16 protein-coding genes are annotated in these 17981 nt (G+C 72.4%); 7 read left to right on the top strand and 9 right to left on the bottom strand.

All coding sequences use genetic code 11. The features are described from left to right. Positions 1 to 3: 3 nt before the first annotated feature. Both C1A38_RS03290 and C1A38_RS03285 read right to left on the bottom strand, forming a co-directional pair. On the bottom strand, positions 4 to 891 hold the full coding sequence (locus C1A38_RS03290; RefSeq protein ID WP_146017417.1) for a hypothetical protein: 888 nt from the start codon (positions 889 to 891) through the stop codon (positions 4 to 6). Between the two features lies 1 nt (position 892). After that, entirely contained in the window at positions 893 to 1522 is a 630-nt protein-coding gene (locus tag C1A38_RS03285; RefSeq protein ID WP_102656335.1) for an RNA polymerase sigma factor, read from the bottom strand. 341 nt (positions 1523 to 1863) lie between these two features. Between C1A38_RS03285 and C1A38_RS03280 the strand changes: the two genes are divergently transcribed. Together C1A38_RS03280 and C1A38_RS03275 are read left to right on the top strand one after the other, a co-directional pair. Further along, entirely contained in the window at positions 1864 to 3246 is a 1383-nt protein-coding gene (locus C1A38_RS03280) for a serine/threonine-protein kinase (RefSeq protein ID WP_102656334.1), read from the top strand. 118 nt (positions 3247 to 3364) lie between these two features. Further along, positions 3365 to 4627, top strand: coding sequence for a nucleotide sugar dehydrogenase (locus tag C1A38_RS03275; protein ID WP_102656333.1), 1263 nt, complete (start codon positions 3365 to 3367; stop codon positions 4625 to 4627). A gap of 55 nt (positions 4628 to 4682) precedes the next feature. Here the strand turns inward: C1A38_RS03275 and C1A38_RS03270 are convergent, their stop codons facing one another. The 4 genes from C1A38_RS03270 to C1A38_RS03255 form a co-directional block, all read right to left on the bottom strand. After that, complete coding sequence (locus C1A38_RS03270; RefSeq protein WP_353505505.1) at positions 4683 to 7151, bottom strand: ABC transporter permease; 2469 nt, start codon at positions 7149 to 7151, stop codon at positions 4683 to 4685. A gap of 27 nt (positions 7152 to 7178) precedes the next feature. Beyond that, positions 7179 to 7979 (bottom strand): ABC transporter ATP-binding protein, encoded by an 801-nt coding sequence (locus tag C1A38_RS03265; RefSeq protein ID WP_102656331.1) that lies wholly within the window; start codon positions 7977 to 7979, stop codon positions 7179 to 7181. 131 nt (positions 7980 to 8110) lie between these two features. Beyond that, entirely contained in the window at positions 8111 to 8794 is a 684-nt protein-coding gene (locus C1A38_RS03260) for a response regulator (RefSeq protein ID WP_102656330.1), read from the bottom strand. Next, positions 8791 to 9996 carry a sensor histidine kinase gene (locus C1A38_RS03255; protein ID WP_102656329.1) on the bottom strand — a complete coding sequence of 402 codons (1206 nt, stop codon included), beginning with the start codon at positions 9994 to 9996 and terminating at the stop codon, positions 8791 to 8793. Before C1A38_RS03255 ends, C1A38_RS03260 begins: the two co-directional genes overlap by 4 nt. A 151-nt stretch (positions 9997 to 10147) precedes the next feature. Here C1A38_RS03255 and C1A38_RS03250 point away from each other — a divergent pair, with 151 nt between their 5' ends. From C1A38_RS03250 to C1A38_RS03230, 5 genes are all read left to right on the top strand, one after another. After that, a complete protein-coding gene (locus tag C1A38_RS03250) occupies positions 10148 to 11602 on the top strand; it encodes an LVIVD repeat-containing protein (protein WP_102656328.1) in 1455 nt (484 codons plus the stop codon). Positions 11603 to 11720: 118 nt separating this feature from the next. Further along, positions 11721 to 11942, top strand: coding sequence for a DUF2188 domain-containing protein (locus C1A38_RS03245; protein ID WP_102656327.1), 222 nt, complete (start codon positions 11721 to 11723; stop codon positions 11940 to 11942). Positions 11943 to 12082: 140 nt separating this feature from the next. Continuing rightward, positions 12083 to 13294, top strand: a complete 1212-nt coding sequence (locus C1A38_RS03240; RefSeq protein ID WP_102656326.1) for an ArsB/NhaD family transporter — start codon at positions 12083 to 12085, stop codon at positions 13292 to 13294. A gap of 14 nt (positions 13295 to 13308) precedes the next feature. Continuing rightward, positions 13309 to 13986 carry a hypothetical protein gene (locus C1A38_RS03235; protein WP_102656325.1) on the top strand — a complete coding sequence of 226 codons (678 nt, stop codon included), beginning with the start codon at positions 13309 to 13311 and terminating at the stop codon, positions 13984 to 13986. Further along, on the top strand, positions 13983 to 14342 hold the full coding sequence (locus C1A38_RS03230) for a winged helix-turn-helix domain-containing protein (RefSeq protein WP_102656324.1): 360 nt from the start codon (positions 13983 to 13985) through the stop codon (positions 14340 to 14342). The genes C1A38_RS03235 and C1A38_RS03230 overlap by 4 nt, the downstream gene beginning before the upstream one ends. 113 nt (positions 14343 to 14455) lie before the next feature. Here the strand turns inward: C1A38_RS03230 and C1A38_RS03225 are convergent, their stop codons facing one another. From C1A38_RS03225 to C1A38_RS03215, 3 genes are read right to left on the bottom strand one after another with little or no spacing between them, the layout of a single operon-like run. Then, positions 14456 to 15274: a MerR family transcriptional regulator gene (locus C1A38_RS03225; protein ID WP_102656323.1), complete on the bottom strand. Its 819-nt coding sequence runs from the start codon at positions 15272 to 15274 to the stop codon at positions 14456 to 14458. Between the two features lie 54 nt (positions 15275 to 15328). Beyond that, on the bottom strand, positions 15329 to 16960 hold the full coding sequence (locus tag C1A38_RS03220; RefSeq protein ID WP_102656322.1) for an asparagine synthetase B family protein: 1632 nt from the start codon (positions 16958 to 16960) through the stop codon (positions 15329 to 15331). 4 nt (positions 16961 to 16964) lie between these two features. Next, positions 16965 to 17921, bottom strand: coding sequence for a DUF5715 family protein (locus C1A38_RS03215; protein ID WP_102656321.1), 957 nt, complete (start codon positions 17919 to 17921; stop codon positions 16965 to 16967). Between the last annotated feature and the right edge of the window lie 60 nt (positions 17922 to 17981).

The following is a 17981-nucleotide window of genomic DNA, read 5'->3' as shown; positions in this document are numbered from 1 at the left end:
ACGTCAAGGGGAAATCCTCCGCAGGGCAGCCGGGAGGAGTCCCGCCGCGTCGGTGGACCCGGCGGCGGGACCGTGTCTGGCCAGCCACTCCGGGTCGGTCTCGGCCAGCACCGCCTGGCAGTACGCCAGTACGTTGTCGGCACCGCCGGCCGCGACCACCAACTCGCTGAACGCGGGGGTCCTCAGCGCCTTCTCCCGCTGGCGCTCCGGCTTCGACAGGTATGCCTTGCAGAGCCCTGGCCGGTCGGCGGTGTTGTCGGAGTTGCCCGGGCCGGCCTGCACCGTACGGTCCACCGCCGGCTCACGCTGCTGAGGCGGTTCGGGTGTGGGCGAGGCCGACGTCGTCGGGTCCGGCGCGCCCTCGGTCGGCTCGGCGCTGACGCCGGGGGTGACTCCCGGGGAGGCGGTGGGGGCGGCGCCGGGCACGCCCTGGGACGGGGTGCCGCCACCCCGATCGGGTTGCCCGCCCGCTGCGCTCGGCGACGGCGCGACGGGACGGGTGATCGGGGTCGACGGCGGCGCCGACCGCTCGTGCGGCCAGTCGAGCCGTACCGCCGCCAGGGCGGCACCGGCGGTGGCGGTGGCGGCCACCCCGGCGATCCAGACCACGACGCCGGCGGTGAACCGCCGCCGGCGCGTGGGGCGGGACGGTGGAGCGGTCAGGCCGGCCTGCCGGGCGGCCCGGAAGGCGGCGAGCGCCTTCTCCTCGCCGACGAGTTCCGCCGGGCGGGGCGGGGCGGCGGCGGCCCGCAGCAGCCCGGCGACCGGATCCGGCGAGTCGGACGGCCCAGCCGTGGGGCGTGGTTCACGCGCGGCGTCGAGCAGGTGGTCGTGGTCGGTCGGCACTCCGGTGCCGTCCAACCGCCGCAGGTACATGCGTAGTCCCCTCACGTCAGCCGTCCACCGGCTCGGCATGCGGCGTCTGTGAAGCGGTACGCGGAAGTGGCGGCGTGGCCCGTGTCGCGGCGGGCTCGTCGCACTCCTCGGTCGGCTGACCCAGCATCAGCGCCAGCCGACGCAGGCCGCGGTGCGCGGCGGTACGCACCGCCCCGGCCCGGCGGCCGAGGACCCGCCCGGCGGTCTCGGCGTCGAGCCCGACGACGGCACGCAGCAGCACCGCCTCCGCCTCCCGGGGCGGAAGGCTGGCGATCATGGCGAGGGCGGCCTCGGTGCCGATGCTCTCCCCGGCCCGCTCGGCCGTGTCGGCGTCCCCGGCCAGTTCGCTGAGTTCCTGCACCGGCACGGGCAACGCGGGGCGACGGCGTTGCCGCCGCAGGTGATCCATGGCCCGGTTCCGGGCGATGGTGACGGCCCAGGCACGAAACTCCCCACCGCTGAAGTTCGGCAGGTCGCGCGCCACCTGCAACCAGGTCTCCGAGGCGACGTCCTCGGCGGCGTCGGCGCCGACCAGGGCGGTCAGGTAGCGCAGCAGCCCGGGCTGGAGGCTGCGGTAGAGGAAACGGAACGCCTCCTCGTCGCCGGCCTGAGCCGCCTCGACGGCCTGACTCAGTTCACCGGACATGGCCTTGCCGCTTCCGTTCTACCGGTCCTTCCATGGGTCGCCCGAACCACAGGCGCAGCGGGCACGGGTCGATTGTCCGGGCTGGCACCGTTCCCCGCACCCCGCCCCCGTCGACCTGCTCGCTTCCGGGCCGTTGTGGCCCGGAAGCGGATTGTTCCCGACAGCACCGCCGACCACAACCACCGGTCGCGGAACCCGAGCCGACCCGAAATGCGCCGTGCAATCACCTCGTCACCGGTGGTCACCATCGGGTGCCGTACGCTCATCGCGGCCCGTCGGGAGGCCTCCCGCAGCCGGGCCGCCGGCGCGCCGATCAGGCTCATCATGGGTACGGTGGTGCCGTGTTGTCTTCGGAGGTCGTACTCAGCGGTCGATACCGCTTGGACGAACGCGTCGCCACCGGCGGCATGGGCGATGTCTGGCGAGGCACCGACCTGATCCTCGGCCGGCAGGTCGCGATCAAGGTGCTGCTGCCCGCGCTGGTGTCCGACCCCGATTTCATCGCCCGTTTCCGCGCCGAGGCCCGGATGATGGCGGCGCTGCGTCACCCGGGCATCGTGCAGGTCTTCGACTGCGGCGAGGACGACCTGGCCGGCGGCGGGCGGGCCGACTACCTGGTGATGGAGTTCGTCACCGGCCAACCGTTGTCGAAGCGGATCGAGGCCGAGGGTCGTCTGGACGTCGCCGAGACCATGTCCGTGGTGGCCCAGGCGGCACAGGCACTGCACGCCGCACACCAGCGCGGCATCGTGCACCGTGACGTCAAGCCGAGCAACCTGCTGGTCCAGGAGGACGGGACGGTCGTACTCGTCGACTTCGGCGTCGCCCGATCGGTCAATGTGACCAGCATCACCAGCACGAACGCGGTGCCGGGCACCGCCCTCTACATGGCCCCCGAGCAGGCTGCGGGACGACCCGTCTCCGGAGCGACCGACCTGTACGCGCTCGGCGCGGTCGCCTACTGCTGCCTCATCGGCAGCCCGCCGTTCACCGGCGACAACCCGCTCCAGGTCGCCGTACGGCACCTCGACGACCCGCCGCCGGAGCTGCCCCACGACATTCCGGAAGCGGTGCGGGCCCTGGTCGAACGTGCCCTCGCCAAGGATCCCGCGGACCGCTTCAGCAGCGGCGCGGCGATGGCGGAGGCGGCCCGCAGCGCGGTCTCCGACAGCTCCCTGCCCACCGCTATGGTGCCGGCGGCGGTACGCGGTCCCGGACCGGACACCCGCACGGCGAACACGGTGGCGCAGGCCGTACCGGCCGGCTCGCGTTCGCGCCGCGGGCGCGGCACGCTTGTCGGCGCGCTCACCGCGGTGGTGGTGGGTCTCGTCGCGCTCGGCGCGGCGCTCGGCGCAGCCCGCCACGCCAACACCCCGGCGGTGCAGGTGCCGAGCAGCGTCCCGGCCACCGGTTCGGTCGTCGAGGCCGAGGAGCCGTCGGACGCGACGGAGAGCAGGCCGGCACGGGTGCCGCCGTACCGGCCGGCGGGCTCGACGGGCAAGGCGACCGATTCGCCCTCGGCCTCACCCAGCACCGGGACGCCCAGCGAGTCGAGCGAGCCCGAGTCACCCGACCCGGCGCCGAGCACCGACACTCCCGCTCCCGGTCCCGTCACCAGCACCCCCGCCACGGAGCCCGCGACACCGCCGACCTCAGCGCCGGCCCCGACGACCGCACCGCCCGGCGGCGACACCCCGCCCGAGGACGATGCCGAGGCCAGCTGACCCGCACCAGATCGACCCAACCACACCAACAGCCCCGGAATCCCCAAAACGGACACCCGGCATCATAATTCACCTTAGGCTCCTACCAGCAATTACCGCCTGACGTTCGGGAGCCCGGATGAGTGTGGAGAAGCTGGTCGTCGTCGGCCAGGGGTACGTCGGCCTACCGCTGGCCATGCGAGCCGTCGAGGCGGGCTTCGACGTCGTGGGACTCGACGTCGACACCGATCGGGTGAAGCGGCTCGCTTCGGGTGAGTCGTTCGTCTCGGACATTCCGGCTGACCGGCTCGGTCGGGCAACGGCGACCGGGCGGTACCGCCCGAGCAGCGAGTACGCCGACGCCAAGGACTTCGACTTCTGCGTGATCACCGTGCCCACGCCGCTGCGCGACGGCACTCCCGACCTGAGCTTCGTCGAGGAGGCCGGCACGGCGATCGCGCCGTACCTGCGTCCGGGCTGCACGGTCATCCTCGAGTCGACCACCTACCCGGGTACCACCGAGGAGCTGCTCCGGCCGCTGCTGGAGTCGGCCAGCGGGCTGCGCAGCCCCGGCGACTTCCACCTCGGCTACAGCCCGGAGCGGATCGACCCGGGCAACCGCACCTGGCGGCTGGAGAACACCCCCAAGGTGGTCTCCGGGATGGACCCGGCCGCGCTGGACCGTGTCGACGGCTTCTACCGGCGGCTGGTGGAGCGCACCGTCCCGGTGGACTCCACCCAGGTGGCCGAGCTGACCAAGCTGATCGAGAACACCTTCCGCCAGGTCAACATCGCCCTGGTCAACGAGCTGACGATGCTCTCGCACCAGCTGGACATCGACGTGTGGCAGGCGATCGAGGCGGCGGAGACCAAGCCGTTCGGTTTCATGCCCTTCAAGCCGGGCCCCGGCGTCGGCGGGCACTGCCTGCCGATCGACCCCTGCTACCTGTCCTGGCAGGTCAAGCGGCGGCTCGGGCGGCAGTTCCGGTTCATCGAGCTGGCCAACGACATCAACCACGAGATGCCCGAACACGTCGCGCAGCGGGTGATGGCCGGGCTGAACCGCTCCGGTAAGGCGGTCAGCGGCGCCCGGCTGCTGGTGCTCGGGCTGGCGTACAAGCCCAACACCGGTGACATGCGGGACTCCCCGGCGGTCGACGTGACCCGGCGGTTGCGCGAGCTCGGCGCCCAGGTTCGCGCGGTCGAGCCGTACGCCGCGGCGAACCACCTGCCCGACGGGGTGCTGACCGTGGACCTCAGCGAGCGGGAGATCCGCGAGGCCGACTGCGTGGTCGTGATCACCGACCACGACGTGTTCGACTACGCCCTGGTCGAACGGCACGCCCGGTACGTCTTCGACGCCCGCAACCGCTGCTCCGGCCCGAACGTGGAACGCCTCTAGGGCAACGGCAACGCAACGGCCCCCGCCGGGTTCGGCGGGGGCCGTTCGTACGCCGTCACAGGTCCGCGAGCGCCTCCACCACCGGTCGACGCAGCGCGCGGCGGGCGGGCAGCACCGAGGCGGCCAGCGCGGCCAGCACCGCGACGGCGAGGATGCCGCCGAGCTGCCCCCACGGCACGGCCAGCATGAAGCCGCCGCTGAGGCTGGCCAGCATCGCCATCGCCGAGCCGGTGACCGCGGTGCCCAGGGCGACGCCGAGCAGCGCGCCGACCAGCGCGGTGAGGACGGCCTCGACGGCGAGCATCGCGCGCATCCGTCCCCGGGTCAGGCCGACGGCCCGCAGGACCGCGTTCTCCCGGGTCCGCTCCAGCACCGACAGGCTCAGCGTGTTCGCCACACCCACCAGGGCGATCACCACGGCCAGGCCGAGCAACGCCACCACGAACGCGAGCAGCATGTCCACGGTGCTTGTCAGCATCCGCTTGTACGCCGCCTGGTCCATCAGGTTGACCGTCGGATAGTCGGCCAGCACCGATTCGATCACGTCCCGGGCCGCCGCCGACGACACCCCCTCGGCCGGCTCGATCTCGACCAGGTAGCCGCGCTCGTCGGGGAAGAGCCGGGTGAAGTCGGCGGCGACCAGCTCGACGACGCGACCGGGCGACACCGGCCCGTCGGCGGCATCCGGGCCGACGACCACGGCGGCCACCTCGAACGAGTGCCCGTGCAGGTCGATCCGGTCACCGGGCGACCAGCCACGCTCGGCGGCCAACTCCCGGTGCACCAGCACCCGGCCCGGCCCGAAGCTGCCGACCTGCCCGGCCAGCACGCTCTCCAGCTGACGCTCGACAAGCGCCGGATCGGCCGCGCGGATCCTGCCCTCGTCGACGATGCGGGACCGCTGCTCGTGCACCACGCCCAGCTCGGGCCGGGCGGCCAGCGCGTCGACCACCCCGGCGGGCAGGTCCCCGCCGATGCCGGTCACCACGAAGTCCACCCCGATCTGGGCGTCCACGCTGCGTTCGATGACGGCCTTGGTGCTGTGGGCACCCACCACGAAGGACGAGACCAGGCCGATCCCGATCACCAGGGCGGTGGCGGTGGCGGCGACCCGGCGGGGGTTGCGGACCGCGTTGGCCACCGCGAGGCCGGCGGTGATCCCGAAGGCCCGTCGGGCGACGACGCCGAACATCCGGACCAGCGCCGGCACCAGCACCGGACCGAACAGCACGATGCCGAAGAAGCTCAGCATCCCGCCGAGGGCGACAAGCGCGATCTGCCCGGTGCCGCCCGCGCCGGCCAGGGCCGCGACGCCGGCCGCGAGGACCAGCCCGCCGAAGATCAGGCGCAGTCGGCCGGCGGTCCGGGTGACCTGGAGGGCGGCGTCGGTCAGCGCGGCCACCGGGGCGACCCGGGTGCCCTGCCAGGCCGGTACGAGGGCGGCGCCGACGGTGAGCACGGTGCCGATGACGAGGCTGCCGAGCACCGTGGTGGCGGTGACCGTCAACTCGCCGTTGAGCGCAATGTCCAGGCTGTTCATCAGGGCGCTCAGCGCGGCGGCCATGCCGATGCCGATCAGCACACCGACTGCCGAGGCGACCAGGCCGAGCACCGCGGACTCCAGCAGGGTCGCCCGGAACACCTGTCCCCGGGTGGCGCCGACCAGCCGCAGCAGGGCCGTCCGTCGGGTGCGCTGGGCCAGCACGATGGTGAACGTGTTGGCGATGACGAACGCCGCCACCAGCACCGCCACCGCGGTGAAGACGAGCAGCACCATGTTGAACTGGTTGACGTCGCGTACCGCGTCGTCGACGGCGGCGTCGAGGATCTCCGCCCGGGTGTGCACCGTCGTACCGGCGCCGGTGACCTCGGCGATCCGTGCGGCGAGCGCCTCGTCGGCGACGCCCGGCTCGGCCGCGACGAGGATCCGGTGGTAACCCGACTGCTCGGTGGCGGCGAGCGCTTCGGGCCCGAACAGCCCGATGAACGGCCCGCCGATGTCCCGCGAGGTGCCGGCCACGTCGACCACACCGACCAGGGTGTACGGCTCGGCCGCACCGCCGGCACCGCCGACCCGCACCTCGGTGCCGACGGCGAATCCCTCGTCGGCGACGGTCCGCTCGTCGAGCACCGCCTCGCCGGCCCGTTCGGGCAGCCGCCCGGCCAGCACGTCGTAGGACTGCAGGGCAGGCTCGGCGGGGACGGCGACGAGCACCCCGAAGCCGAGCACCGGACGGCCGTCGGCGCCCACCACCCCGCCGGTGCCGACCAGTTCCGCCGCCGCGGCCCGGACGCCCTCGATTGCGCGCACCTTCTCGACGAGCGCGGCGTCGATCAGATCCGGGTCGGTGTCGACGTCCGGATCGGGGTACACGCCGACGTCGGTGTGCCGGTCGAAGGTGGCTGCCCGGTCGTAGGCGCCGGCCCGCATGCCGTCGACGAAGATCAACGTTCCGGCGATGAAGGACACGCCGAGGACGACGGCGAGGGTGGACATCAGCATGCGCGCGAGATCGGCGCGCATGGAGCGCAGGGTCAGACGCAGCACGGGTCACCGCCCCCGCTGCGCCGCGACGGCGTCACCGGCCCGGTCGGCACCGGGGTCCAGGTGGGCGAGCACGTCGAGGATCCGCTCGGCGGTCGGTGCGGTCAGGTCGCGGACCAGCCGGCCGTCGGCGAGGAAGACCACCTGGTCGGCGTGGGCGGCGGCGGTCGGGTCGTGGGTGACCATCACCACCGTCTGTCCCAGGGTGTCCACCGCCTCGCGCAGCAGCCGCAGCACCTCGTTGCCGGCCCGGGAGTCGAGGTTGCCGGTGGGCTCGTCGGCGAAGACCACCCACGGCTTGGTGACCAGCGCGCGGGCCACCGCGACCCGCTGCTGCTGGCCACCGGACAACTCGGCCGGTCGGTGCCGCAGCCGGTCGGTCAGCCCGACGGCGGCGACCACCTGGCGGAACCAGTCGGGTTCCGGTCGCCGGCCGGCGATGGCCAACGGCAGCAGGATGTTCTCCTCGGTGCTGAGCGCGGGCAGCAGGTTGAAGCGCTGGAACACGAAGCCGACCCGGTCCCGGCGCAGCAGGGTCAGCCGCCGGTCGTCGAGGCTGCCCAGTTCCGCGTCGCCGATGCGTACGGTGCCGGCGGTGGGCCGGTCCAGGCCCGCCAGGCAGTGCATCAGGGTCGACTTGCCGGAGCCGGAGGGGCCCATGATGGCGGTGAACCGGCCGGCGGCGAAGGTGACGTCGACGTCGTCGAGGGCGACGACGGCGGCCTCCCCGGTGCCGTACTGCTTGCGCAGGCCGTGGGCGGTGACGGCGACGCCGGCGGTGACGTGGACGGGCGGTGCGAGGGACACGTGGATTCTCCGAGCAGGAGGTGATCTCTGACGTCTTCAGACGCTACGGAGATCACGACCGGTGGAGATCAACCTGCGCGCTCGACCTGGGTACGACCCAGGTGGCCCCGGACCGAAGCAACCCGTACGCCTCAGGTCGTACGCCCGGACTCCGCACCGGGCACGACCAGCCCGCTCTCGTAGGCCAGCACCACCGCCTGCACCCGGTCGCGGAGCTGGAGTTTGGCCAGGATCCGCCCGACGTGGGTCTTCACCGTCGCCTCGGCGACGTGCACCCGTTCGGCGATCTCGGCGTTGGCCAGCCCCTGCGCCACCAGCAGCAGGATCTCCCGTTCCCGCTCGGTGAGCTGGGCCAGGCGGGGGTCCTCGCCGGGGGTGGTGCCGAGTTGACCGGCGAACCGGTCGAGCAGCCGTCGGGTGATCGACGGGGCGACCACCGAGTCACCCTCGGCGACGACCCGGATCGCGGCGAGCAGTTCCTCCGGCGGCACGTTCTTGAGCAGGAAGCCGCTGGCCCCGGCGCGCAGCGCGGCGAACGCGTCGGCCTCGGTGTCGAAGGTGGTCAGCACCAGCACCCGCGGTGGGCCGGCGGGACGGTCGGCGCAGAGCCGGCGGGTGGCCTCCACCCCGTCCATGGTGGGCATCCGGATGTCCATCACCACCACGTCCGCCTCGACCCGGGAGAGCAGGCGCAGCGCGTCGGCACCGTCGATCGCCTCGCCCACCACCTCCAGGTCGGGCTGGGAGTCGAGCACCATCCGGAACCCGGCGCGAACCAACGCCTGGTCGTCCACGATCACCACCCGCACGGTCATGCCGCGACCACCTCCGCTGTCGGCGACGACGGTAGCGGCAGCCGCGCCAGCACCTGCCAGCCCCCGGCCAGCCGCGGACCGGCGGTGAGGGTGCCGTCGTACACCGACACGCGTTCGCGCATCCCGACGAGGCCGTGACCGCCCGACGGCGGCGGACCGGCCGGGGTGCGGCCCTGCCCGTCGTCGGTGACCCGCAGCGTGACGGCACCGCCGACGTGGGCCAACTCGACCTGCACCTGTGCGCCCGGCCCGGCGTGCTTGAGGGTGTTGGTGAGGGCCTCCTGCACCAGGCGGTACAGGGTCAGTTCGAGTGCCGGGGGCAGCGGGTTGGGCAGGTCGGTGACTGTGTATCCCACCCGCAGCCCGGCGTCGCGGAAACGCTGCAGCAGGGCGGGCAGTTCGGCCACGACCGGACGCCGGTGGGCCGGTTCGGCGGCGGGCGCATGCGGGGCGTCGGCGGGCGGTTGCGGTTCCCGGAGTACGCCGACCAGGCGGCGCATGTCGTCCAGGGCGCGGCGGCCGGTGTCCGCCACGGTCCGGACCGCCTCGCGGGCGGTCTCCGGGCTGCTGTCGAGCACGTACCGGGCCCCGTCCGCCTGGGCGATCATGACGGCCATGCTGTGGGCCACCACGTCGTGCAGTTCCCGGGCGATGCGGGTGCGCTCCTCGGCCACCGCCGCCCGGGCCTCCGCCTCCCGTTCCCGTTCCAGCGTCGCGGCCCGCTCCTCCAGGCTGAGCACGTACAACCGGCGGGTACGGACGTTCAGGGCGAACAACCAGACCGCGCCGATGACCAGGGCGTAGAAGATGGCGGTGAAGTACCAGATGCCCGGGGTGGAGGTGCGGACCGCGGCGAACACCGCCCCGCCGACGGCGACCAGTCCGGCGATCACCCCGGGCCGCAGCCGGTCGGCGTACTTGACCACGCTGTAGAGCGCGATCAGCACCGCCAGGTCGTACGGCAGCGGCGCCCAGCCCAGGGCGACCTGGACGAAGGCCAGCACCGCCACGACGGCGGTCACCGCCACCGGTCGGGCCCGACGCGCCAGCAGGGCGGCGCCCATCGCCGCCCCGATCGCGGCGGCCTGCCAGCCACCGGGCTGGACCGGGGCACCGGCTGCACTGACAAGCATCACCGGCGCGGCGACGACCACGTCGAAGGCGACGCTGCGCAGCGGATGGCCGAAGACCGTCGTTCTCATCGGCACCTAGCGTACGCAGGGGATTCGGGCCGCCCGGCGGGTCAGTCCGCGGTGGCGGGCCATCGCCATCGCTGTGACGCAGATCACATCGATGACCTCCACTGGGGCGTATGGTACGAGAAAGGTCCTTCCTTCCCGAAGGGTGTCGCCGATGGTCATACCGACTCCGGCGCGGGCGCGGTGGTTACGCGTCGCCAGCGCCGCCGCCACCGGGCTGCTCCTCGCCAGCATCGCCGCCGCACCCGGCAACGCCGGGCCGGTCACGCTGGCGGTCGCCACCTCGACGTCGGCCGCCGCGCCGCCGCTCGGCGTCGACGAGATCGCCCACAGCCCCAACCTCAGGCTGATCGCCAACCTGCCGAAACAGTCGCCGTTCAACACCACGAACGCCCTCGGCACCGACATCGCCTTCCAAGGCAGGTACGCCTTCGTCGGCAACTACGACGGCTTCGTCATCTACGACGTGTCCCGGCCCAGCCAGCCGAAGATCGTCTCGCAGGTGCTCTGTCCGGGTTCCCAGAACGACATCTCCATCTACGGTGACCTGCTCTTCCTGTCGACCGACTCGTCCCGCAGCGACGACTCGTGCAGCAGCGTCTCCCAGCCTGCCTCGGTGAAGGAGTCGTGGGAGGGCATCAAGATCTTCGACGTCCGGAACAAGCAGCAGCCGCGCTACATCAAGTCGGTGGAGACCGCCTGCGGCTCGCACACCCACACCCTGGTGCCGGCCAAGAACACCAAGTCGGTCTACCTGTACGTCTCCTCGTACAGTCCGCAGGACGCCTTCCCGGACTGCCAGCCGCCGCACGACTCGATCAGCATCGTCAAGGTGCCGCTGAAGAAGCCGACCGACGCCGCCGTGGTCGCCACCCCGAACCTCTTCCCCGACGGCGGCTACGAGGGCCGCACCGGCGCCTCGGCGACCACCGGCTGCCACGACATCACCGCCTACCCGCAGAAGGACCTGGCCGCCGGCGCGTGCATGGGCGACGGGGTGCTGCTGGACATCAGCAAGCGGGAGGCCCCCCGGGTGCTGCACCGGGTCCGGGACACCACCAACTTCGCCTTCTGGCACTCGGCCACCTTCAACAACCGCGGCACCAAGGTCGTCTTCACCGACGAACTGGGCGGTGGCGGCGGTGCCACCTGCAACGAGACCGTCGGCCCGGAGCGCGGCGCCAACGCGATCTACGACCTCACCGGCCGGGGCGACAAGCGCAAGCTGGAGTTCCGCAGCTACTACAAGATCCCGCGGACCAACGGCGACACCGAGAACTGCGTGGCGCACAACGGCTCGCTGATCCCGGTGCTCGGCAAGGACATCATGGTCCAGGCGTGGTACCAGGGCGGCATCTCGGTGTGGGACTTCACCGACTCCCGCCGGCCCACCGAGATCGGCTTCTGGGAGCGGGGACCGCTGTCGGACACCCAGCTGGTCGTCGGCGGCTCCTGGTCGGCCTACTACTACAACGGACACATCTACTCGTCCGACATCCAGAAGGGGCTGGACGTGCTGGACCTCAACGACTGGCGGACCTGGACGGCCAAGCTGGTCCAGTTCCGTGAGCTGAACGTCCAGACCCAGCCCAGTTATCTGAGCTGGTAGGAGATCGCCGGGGCGGACGGCGTCCGCCCCGGCGCATCCCCCTGGTTCCCTGTCGCGTTTTGTCCCTCGCGTCCCGGGTACCTCGTCGGCACCTCTGGTACCAGGAAGGGATGCCGAGATGACCCGCACCGAGTATCACGTCGTGCCCGACGGTGGTGGCTGGAAGGTCGAGCAGGGCGGCACCACGGTCGGCACGTACGACACGAAGCACCGCGCGGTCTCCGCCGGGCGCGAGGCGGCCCACGGCAGCGAGCCCAGTCAGCTCGTGGTGCACACCGCCGACGGCCGCATCGAGACGGAGTACACCTACCAGGACGACCCCTACCCACCGGCCGGCTGACCGTCAGCCAGACCGCCGGCCGGCGCCTGACCGCAGGTGGCGCCGGCCGGCGGCGTGTTTCATCCCCCCGGTGCCGCCGCCGTCACGTCGGCCGGCTCCGGCGCCGGTGAGACATCGCGGACGTGCGAGGATGGCCGGCCGTGACCGCCATCGGGGACGCCCCGACACCACCTGGCCGCAGGCCACACCCGCTGGACGTGATCGCCGTCGGGCTGGCGCTGGCCGGTGCCGCCTGTGTCGCGACCGGGCTGCTGCCCCGCGCCGACGCCGCCGCCACCCTCACCCGGATCCTGCCCCTGCTGATCTTCCTCGGCACGGTGGTGGTGCTCGCCGAACTGACCGCCGCCGCCGGCGTCTTCGACGTGCTGGCGACCCGGATGGCCCGCGCCGCCCGAGGGCGCTGGCCCGCGCTGTTCGCGCTCTGCGTCGGCTTCGCCGCGCTGACCACCATCGTGCTCAACCTGGACACCACGGCGGTGCTGCTCACCCCGGTGATGCTCGCGCTGGCAGTGACGCTGCGCACCGCGGTGGCACCGCTGGCGGTGACCACGGTCTGGCTGGCCAACACGGCGAGCCTGCTGCTGCCGGTGTCCAACCTGACGAACCTGCTGGCCAGCGAACGGATCGGGCTGGACCCGCTGGCCTACCTGGGCGTCATGTGGTTGCCCCAACTGGCGGCGATCGCGGTCACCACCGTCCTGCTCTGGTGGTTCTGGTGGCGGCGGGACCAACCACCGGACGGCCGGTTCCCGCCACCGCCGACACACCGGCCCACCGACGCGGTGCTGTACCGCACGGCGCTCGTCGCCTGCCTGCTCTTCGTCGCCGCCATCCTTCTCGGGGCGCCGGTCGGGCTCGCCTCGGCCGTCGCCACCTGCCTGCTGCTGCTCGGCTTCGCGATCCGCTCCCCCGGCACGTTGCGCCCGGCTCTGCTGCCCTGGCGGCTGCTGGTCTTCGTCACCGGGCTGTTCCTGGTGATCCAGACCATCGGCGTGCACGGGCTCAACGACCTGGTCGCCTGGCTCGCCGGTGACGAAGGGGGCACGTCGGGGGTGCTGCGCGCCGGCGGCACCGGCGCGCTGCTGGCCAACCTGGTGAACAACCTGCCCGCGTACCTGGCCGGCGAGGCGGTGCTGCCGACCGGCGACCGGCAGCGCCTGCTCGCGCTGCTGGTCGGCACCAACGTCGGCCCGCTTGCCCTGCCCTGGGCCTCCCTGGCCACCCTGCTGTGGCTGGAACGATGCCGGGCCGCGCGGGTACGGGTGCCGCTGGCGCGATTCCTGCTGACCAGCACCGTGCTGGCGGTGCTCGGCACCCTGGCGGCGGTCGGCGCCCTGCTGCTCACCGGCTGAACCTTGCCCACTCCTTGTTCTCGGCCCCCACCGGAGCCCACGGCGGGGCGTGGCTTCCGGCCCTCGGCTTCGCCGTACTGCTGCTGGCCAGCGCCGCCCTCTACCGCCACCCACTGACCCGCCCCTACTCGATCGACGCGAAGCACCCGTTCTGGGCGGGACTGCCCGACGAACAGGTCAGCCCGGTGGCGTCCTACCTGTTCTGGTTCCTCGGCACACCGTTGCTGTTCGCCGTCATCGCGCTCTGGTACGCGTGGCGGGCCCACCGTCACGGCGTACGGGTCGGCTGGCCGTTGGCCGCCGCCACCGGGCTCGGCGTCCTGGTGCTGCTCGCCGTGCTCGCGGCGGTGCCGGTCGGCCCGGTTCCGGACGGCCTCGTCTCCGCCTCCGGCCCGCGCTGGGCCGGCCTGTTGACCCCGCTGCTCCCCCTGGCCGCCGCCGTCGTGGTGCTGGGCCGGGCCGAACACAGCCGTGGCTTGGTCGCCGCCGGCACCTGGATCGCCGCACTCACCGCCTGGCTGTGCACCTCCTTCCCGCTCGGGCATCTGCCCGGCTGGACCAGCGTTCTCATCGGCGGTAGTGGTGCCGGCGGCCAACTGTCGCTGCGAACGGCCCATTATCTTGTCCTGATGGCCCTGCCCCTGCTGGTCGTCGCCGCCGTCAACCTGGCGACAGCCCGCCACTCCAGGTGACCGAGCCACGCTTCGGCGGCCCGGACGCCGGGTCGTCGCCGCACCCGGCGACGGCCCTCGACGACGTGGTGCACCAGCGGGTACGCCTCGGCATCCTCACCATGCTCAGCGAGGCGACCGAATGCCGCTTCGCCACGCTCCGCGACGAGTTGGGCCTGACCGACGGCAACCTCAACCGCCACCTGCGGATCCTGGAGCAGGCCGGGCTGCTCCAGTCCACCAAGGGCTACGAGGGACGCCGACCGGTCACCTGGTTGCGGCTGACCCGGGCGGGCCGCACCGCGCTGCGCGCCGAGGTGGCCGCCCTGGAGCAGCTGGTCAGACGAATCCGCACCGCAACCGACGAGGAGATCTGACACCGGCATCCGCAGCGCGCCGAAACCGACACCGAGCCGCCCGAAGGCCGTGACCGGGGCCACGGCCGTCGGATTCCATGGCCACCCGCCCCGTGCCGGGCAGCCAGCGACGGTCAGGTCCGAAGCACCGGCAGTTGCAGTTCGGTGACGCCCTTGTCGGGCTCGTCCGCGCAGTACTCCAGGTAGAACTCGCGGGCAAAGCCATCCGCTCGCCAGCCGTTCTCCTCGACCCACCGGGCCAGCACCTGGATGCTCTGGTCGGCCGTGAGCATCGAACCGTGGTGGACCGTCGTCGCCGCGGTAATCGCCGGCAATTCCACCACTGTCACGTCCGGGCCCGCCGCGTCGACGTCAATCCCCACTCCGGCGTGCACGATGACGGCCTCACCGTCGTCGGCCGCGTCGTACCAGGCCAGCGCCGGCCCGGCGGGGCGAATGTCGGCGGCCTCAAGCCGACGGAACAGCTCCGGGTAGAGCGGGGTCAACGCGGGCGCGATGTCCGCCCCGTCGTAGCTCCCCGCGACCGCCGACAGCGTCGCGACCCGAATCGGGGAGATTTCCTTGATGACGACATCCTGGCTGGTCATCCGACCCTCCGTCTCGATCATGCGGAGTCTCGCCTCGACGCCGGCCAGGCGGGCGGTGTCTGCCGCCATCTGCGCCTCCAGCTGTGCTCGACGCAGCCGCAGCATGCCGCGCAACTCGGTGCTGTCGACCGCTTCGTCGAGGATCGCCCGCACCTGGCCGAGCGGCAGCCCCAGCTCCTTGAGTGCGATCACCCGATTCAGTCGACCCAGTTGGGCGGCCGTGTAGTAGCGGTAGCCGCTGTGCGGGTCGACGGCGGCCGGGCGGAGCAGCCCGATGCTGTCGTAGTGCCGCAGCATCCGTACCGACACCCGGCCCAGGTTGGCGAAATCTCCGATGGTGAACATGGCCCCTCCACGGTCGACGCTGACACGGTGTCAGAGTCAACCTGGGCCGCCGGGTCAACCGGGCAGCGGTGCTCCGTCGTCTCGGTTGCGACGCGATGAGACTCGGTTGCGGCGCGGAGTGACCAGGCGACGAACCATCGGGGCGGCGTTCCACCGGGCCGCGCCGACCAGGTCGCGGGCGTGTTCCAGCACGGTGTAGTCCCGCCGTTCCCGACCGGCCGCGATCGCCGCGTCCAGGTCGTTGTCGCAGCTCGTCAGGACGCTGTCGAAGTCGCGGCGGACCGGCTCCAACAGGTGGTAGCCGAACGTGCGGTGCAGCCGGGCGAACAGCGGCTTGTACAGCCGGGCCCGCTCGTGCAACCCGGAGGAGTACGACATCGGGTTCTTCGGCCGCCGCCGAATGTAGTCGGGCAGCAGGTCCGCGAAGGCCTGCCGGACGATCCACTTCTCCTGCCCCTCGCGCATCTTCAACTCGATCGGCAGGCGCATCGCCAACTCGACGAGGGCCAGGTCGAGGAAGGGCACCCGGGCCTCCACCCCGAAGCCCATGCTGGTGCGGTCGACGCGCTGCAACTCCGTACGACAGAGGTTGCGGATCTTGTGCAGGAACAGCCGCCGCGCCGCCTGGGGGCCGACCTCGTGATACATCGGGTAGCCGCCGAACAGTTCGTCCGAGCCGTCGCCGGTGAGCACGACCTTGACGCCCAACTCGGCCAGGCGTCGGAAGATGGGCACCGAGACCACCGCGTTGATGATGTCGCCGTACTCGGTCAGCTCGGAGATCCGGATCGCCTCCCGCACGTCGGCCAGCCGGATGTCCCGGGGCCGCAGCTCGACGACCTCGTGCCGGACGCCGAGTTCCCTGGCCAGTCGCCGCGCGTACGCCACGTCAGGGCTGTCCGGCACGCCGACGGTGACCGCGACGCAGTCCGGGTGCCGCTGCGCGGCATGCAGCAGCACCAGGGAGCTGTCCAGCCCGCCGGAGAGCACCACACCCACCGTGAGGTCGGTGTCCAGCCGCACCTGGATGCTGTCGGTGAGCGTGGTACGGACGAGCAGGGCGGCCTCGTCCGGATCCGTCACCAACGGCGCATCGGCACCGAGGGAGAGCAGCTCCACGTACGGGCGCAGGTGAACCTGGTGGTCGGCGTCGACCCAACCGTGGTGGCCGGGCGGCACCTCGACCACCGGTGCGCCCGCCCGGACCAGCGCCTTGACCTCGCTGGCGACGTGCAGACAGCCCGGCGTACGCGACAGGTACAGCGGCTTCACTCCGAGCGGATCCCGCACCAGGTAGGCCCGGCCGGTGGCCCGCTCCACGATGGCGAACGCGTACTCGCCGCGCAGCCGGGTCACCATCTGCTCGCCCCACTGCGCGAAGGCGGCGAGCACCACCTCGGTGTCGCTGGCGCTGCGGAAGCGATGCCCCAGCCCGCTCAGCTGCGCGCGCAGCTGGTGGTGGTTGAAGACCTCGCCGTTGTAGCAGAGCAGCCAGCGTTCGTCGGCGGAGACCCACGGCTGCACCGCCCGGTCCCGGTCCACCACCCGCAGCCGGCGGGTGCCGGCGAGCAGGCCGGCCTCGTACCGGGTCTCGGTGACCTCGCCACGGGCGGCGAGCACGGCGAGCATCCTGCGGAAGATCACCGGATCGGCCTCCGGACCGAGGCTGAGTACGATCCCGCACATCGCGTCAGATCCCCATCTCGGCTTCGTACGCCCGGCGCAGGCGTGCGGTCGCGGTCGGTGCCAGACAGACGTGCCAGGCCTGACCCTCGTCGACCACGTTGATCTCGCCGGAGCGCTGCCGGTTCAACAGGAGCCCGGCGAGGGTGTCCCGGACGCCGTACCGGCCGAACCACTCCATCTCCAGGTCGACCGCCCAGCCGAGGCAGTGTCCGCTGGGCACCATCGCGGCGTAACCCAGCCGGCGCAGCCGGTACTGGTGCTCGGCGCTGCGCACCAGGCTGGTCACCCACAGCGGCGGGGTGCCCGCCGGGGTCACCGCGGCGAACTCACGACCGATGTCGTTGAGCAGCGCGACCACCTCCCGCCGCGCCCGGCGGAACAGCAGACCGGCGGTACGCGGAGTGGCGTCGGGCAGCACCCGGCGGCGCAGTGCGCGTACTCCCCGTCCGACCAGGGTGCGGGGCTGCTCGGTGTAGCGGAAGTGCAGCAGGTCCCGACGCCGCAGCCAGTCCAGGTCGACGAGGTCGACGCTGTGGTGGACCTCGATGTCGGTGAGGAAGGTGCCCGCGTCCCGCCACCACATCACGTCGATGCGGGACAGCAGATAGATCCGCACCAGGGCGGTCAGGTCCGCGGCCGAGCTGCGCGCGTTGGGCTGGTATCTGGCCATCTCCAGCAACAGGGTCTCCCGGGCGCCGATCAGCCCCTGAGGCGTGGCGTCGAGCACCGCGGCGATGGCCGGCTCGCGCAGCCGCTGGTCGATCAGCACCTGGCGGGCCTTGGTGCTGCTGGCCGACGCGAGCGCACCCACCTCGACGAGCAGTTCCGCCACGGCGGCGCGGTAGGCGTCCAGATCGGGACCGTTCGCGGCCGGCTGCCGTCCCGGGCCACGCGGGCGACGCCGGGCCGGTGCGGCAGGAGGACCAGGCCGCTGTCCCGGACTTCGACTGGGCACTCGCATGGTCGGGTCCTCTCTCCCGGTGTGGGTTCGCCTGTTGCCGACAGTAACCACACTTTGCGG

The sequence above is a fragment of the Verrucosispora sp. ts21 genome (assembly GCF_002879555.1).
Classification (GTDB): Bacteria; Actinomycetota; Actinomycetes; order Mycobacteriales; family Micromonosporaceae; genus Micromonospora; species Micromonospora gifhornensis.
The sequence above is the reverse complement of the archived record's forward strand: the minus strand, read 5'-3'. Positions and strand labels throughout refer to the sequence as shown.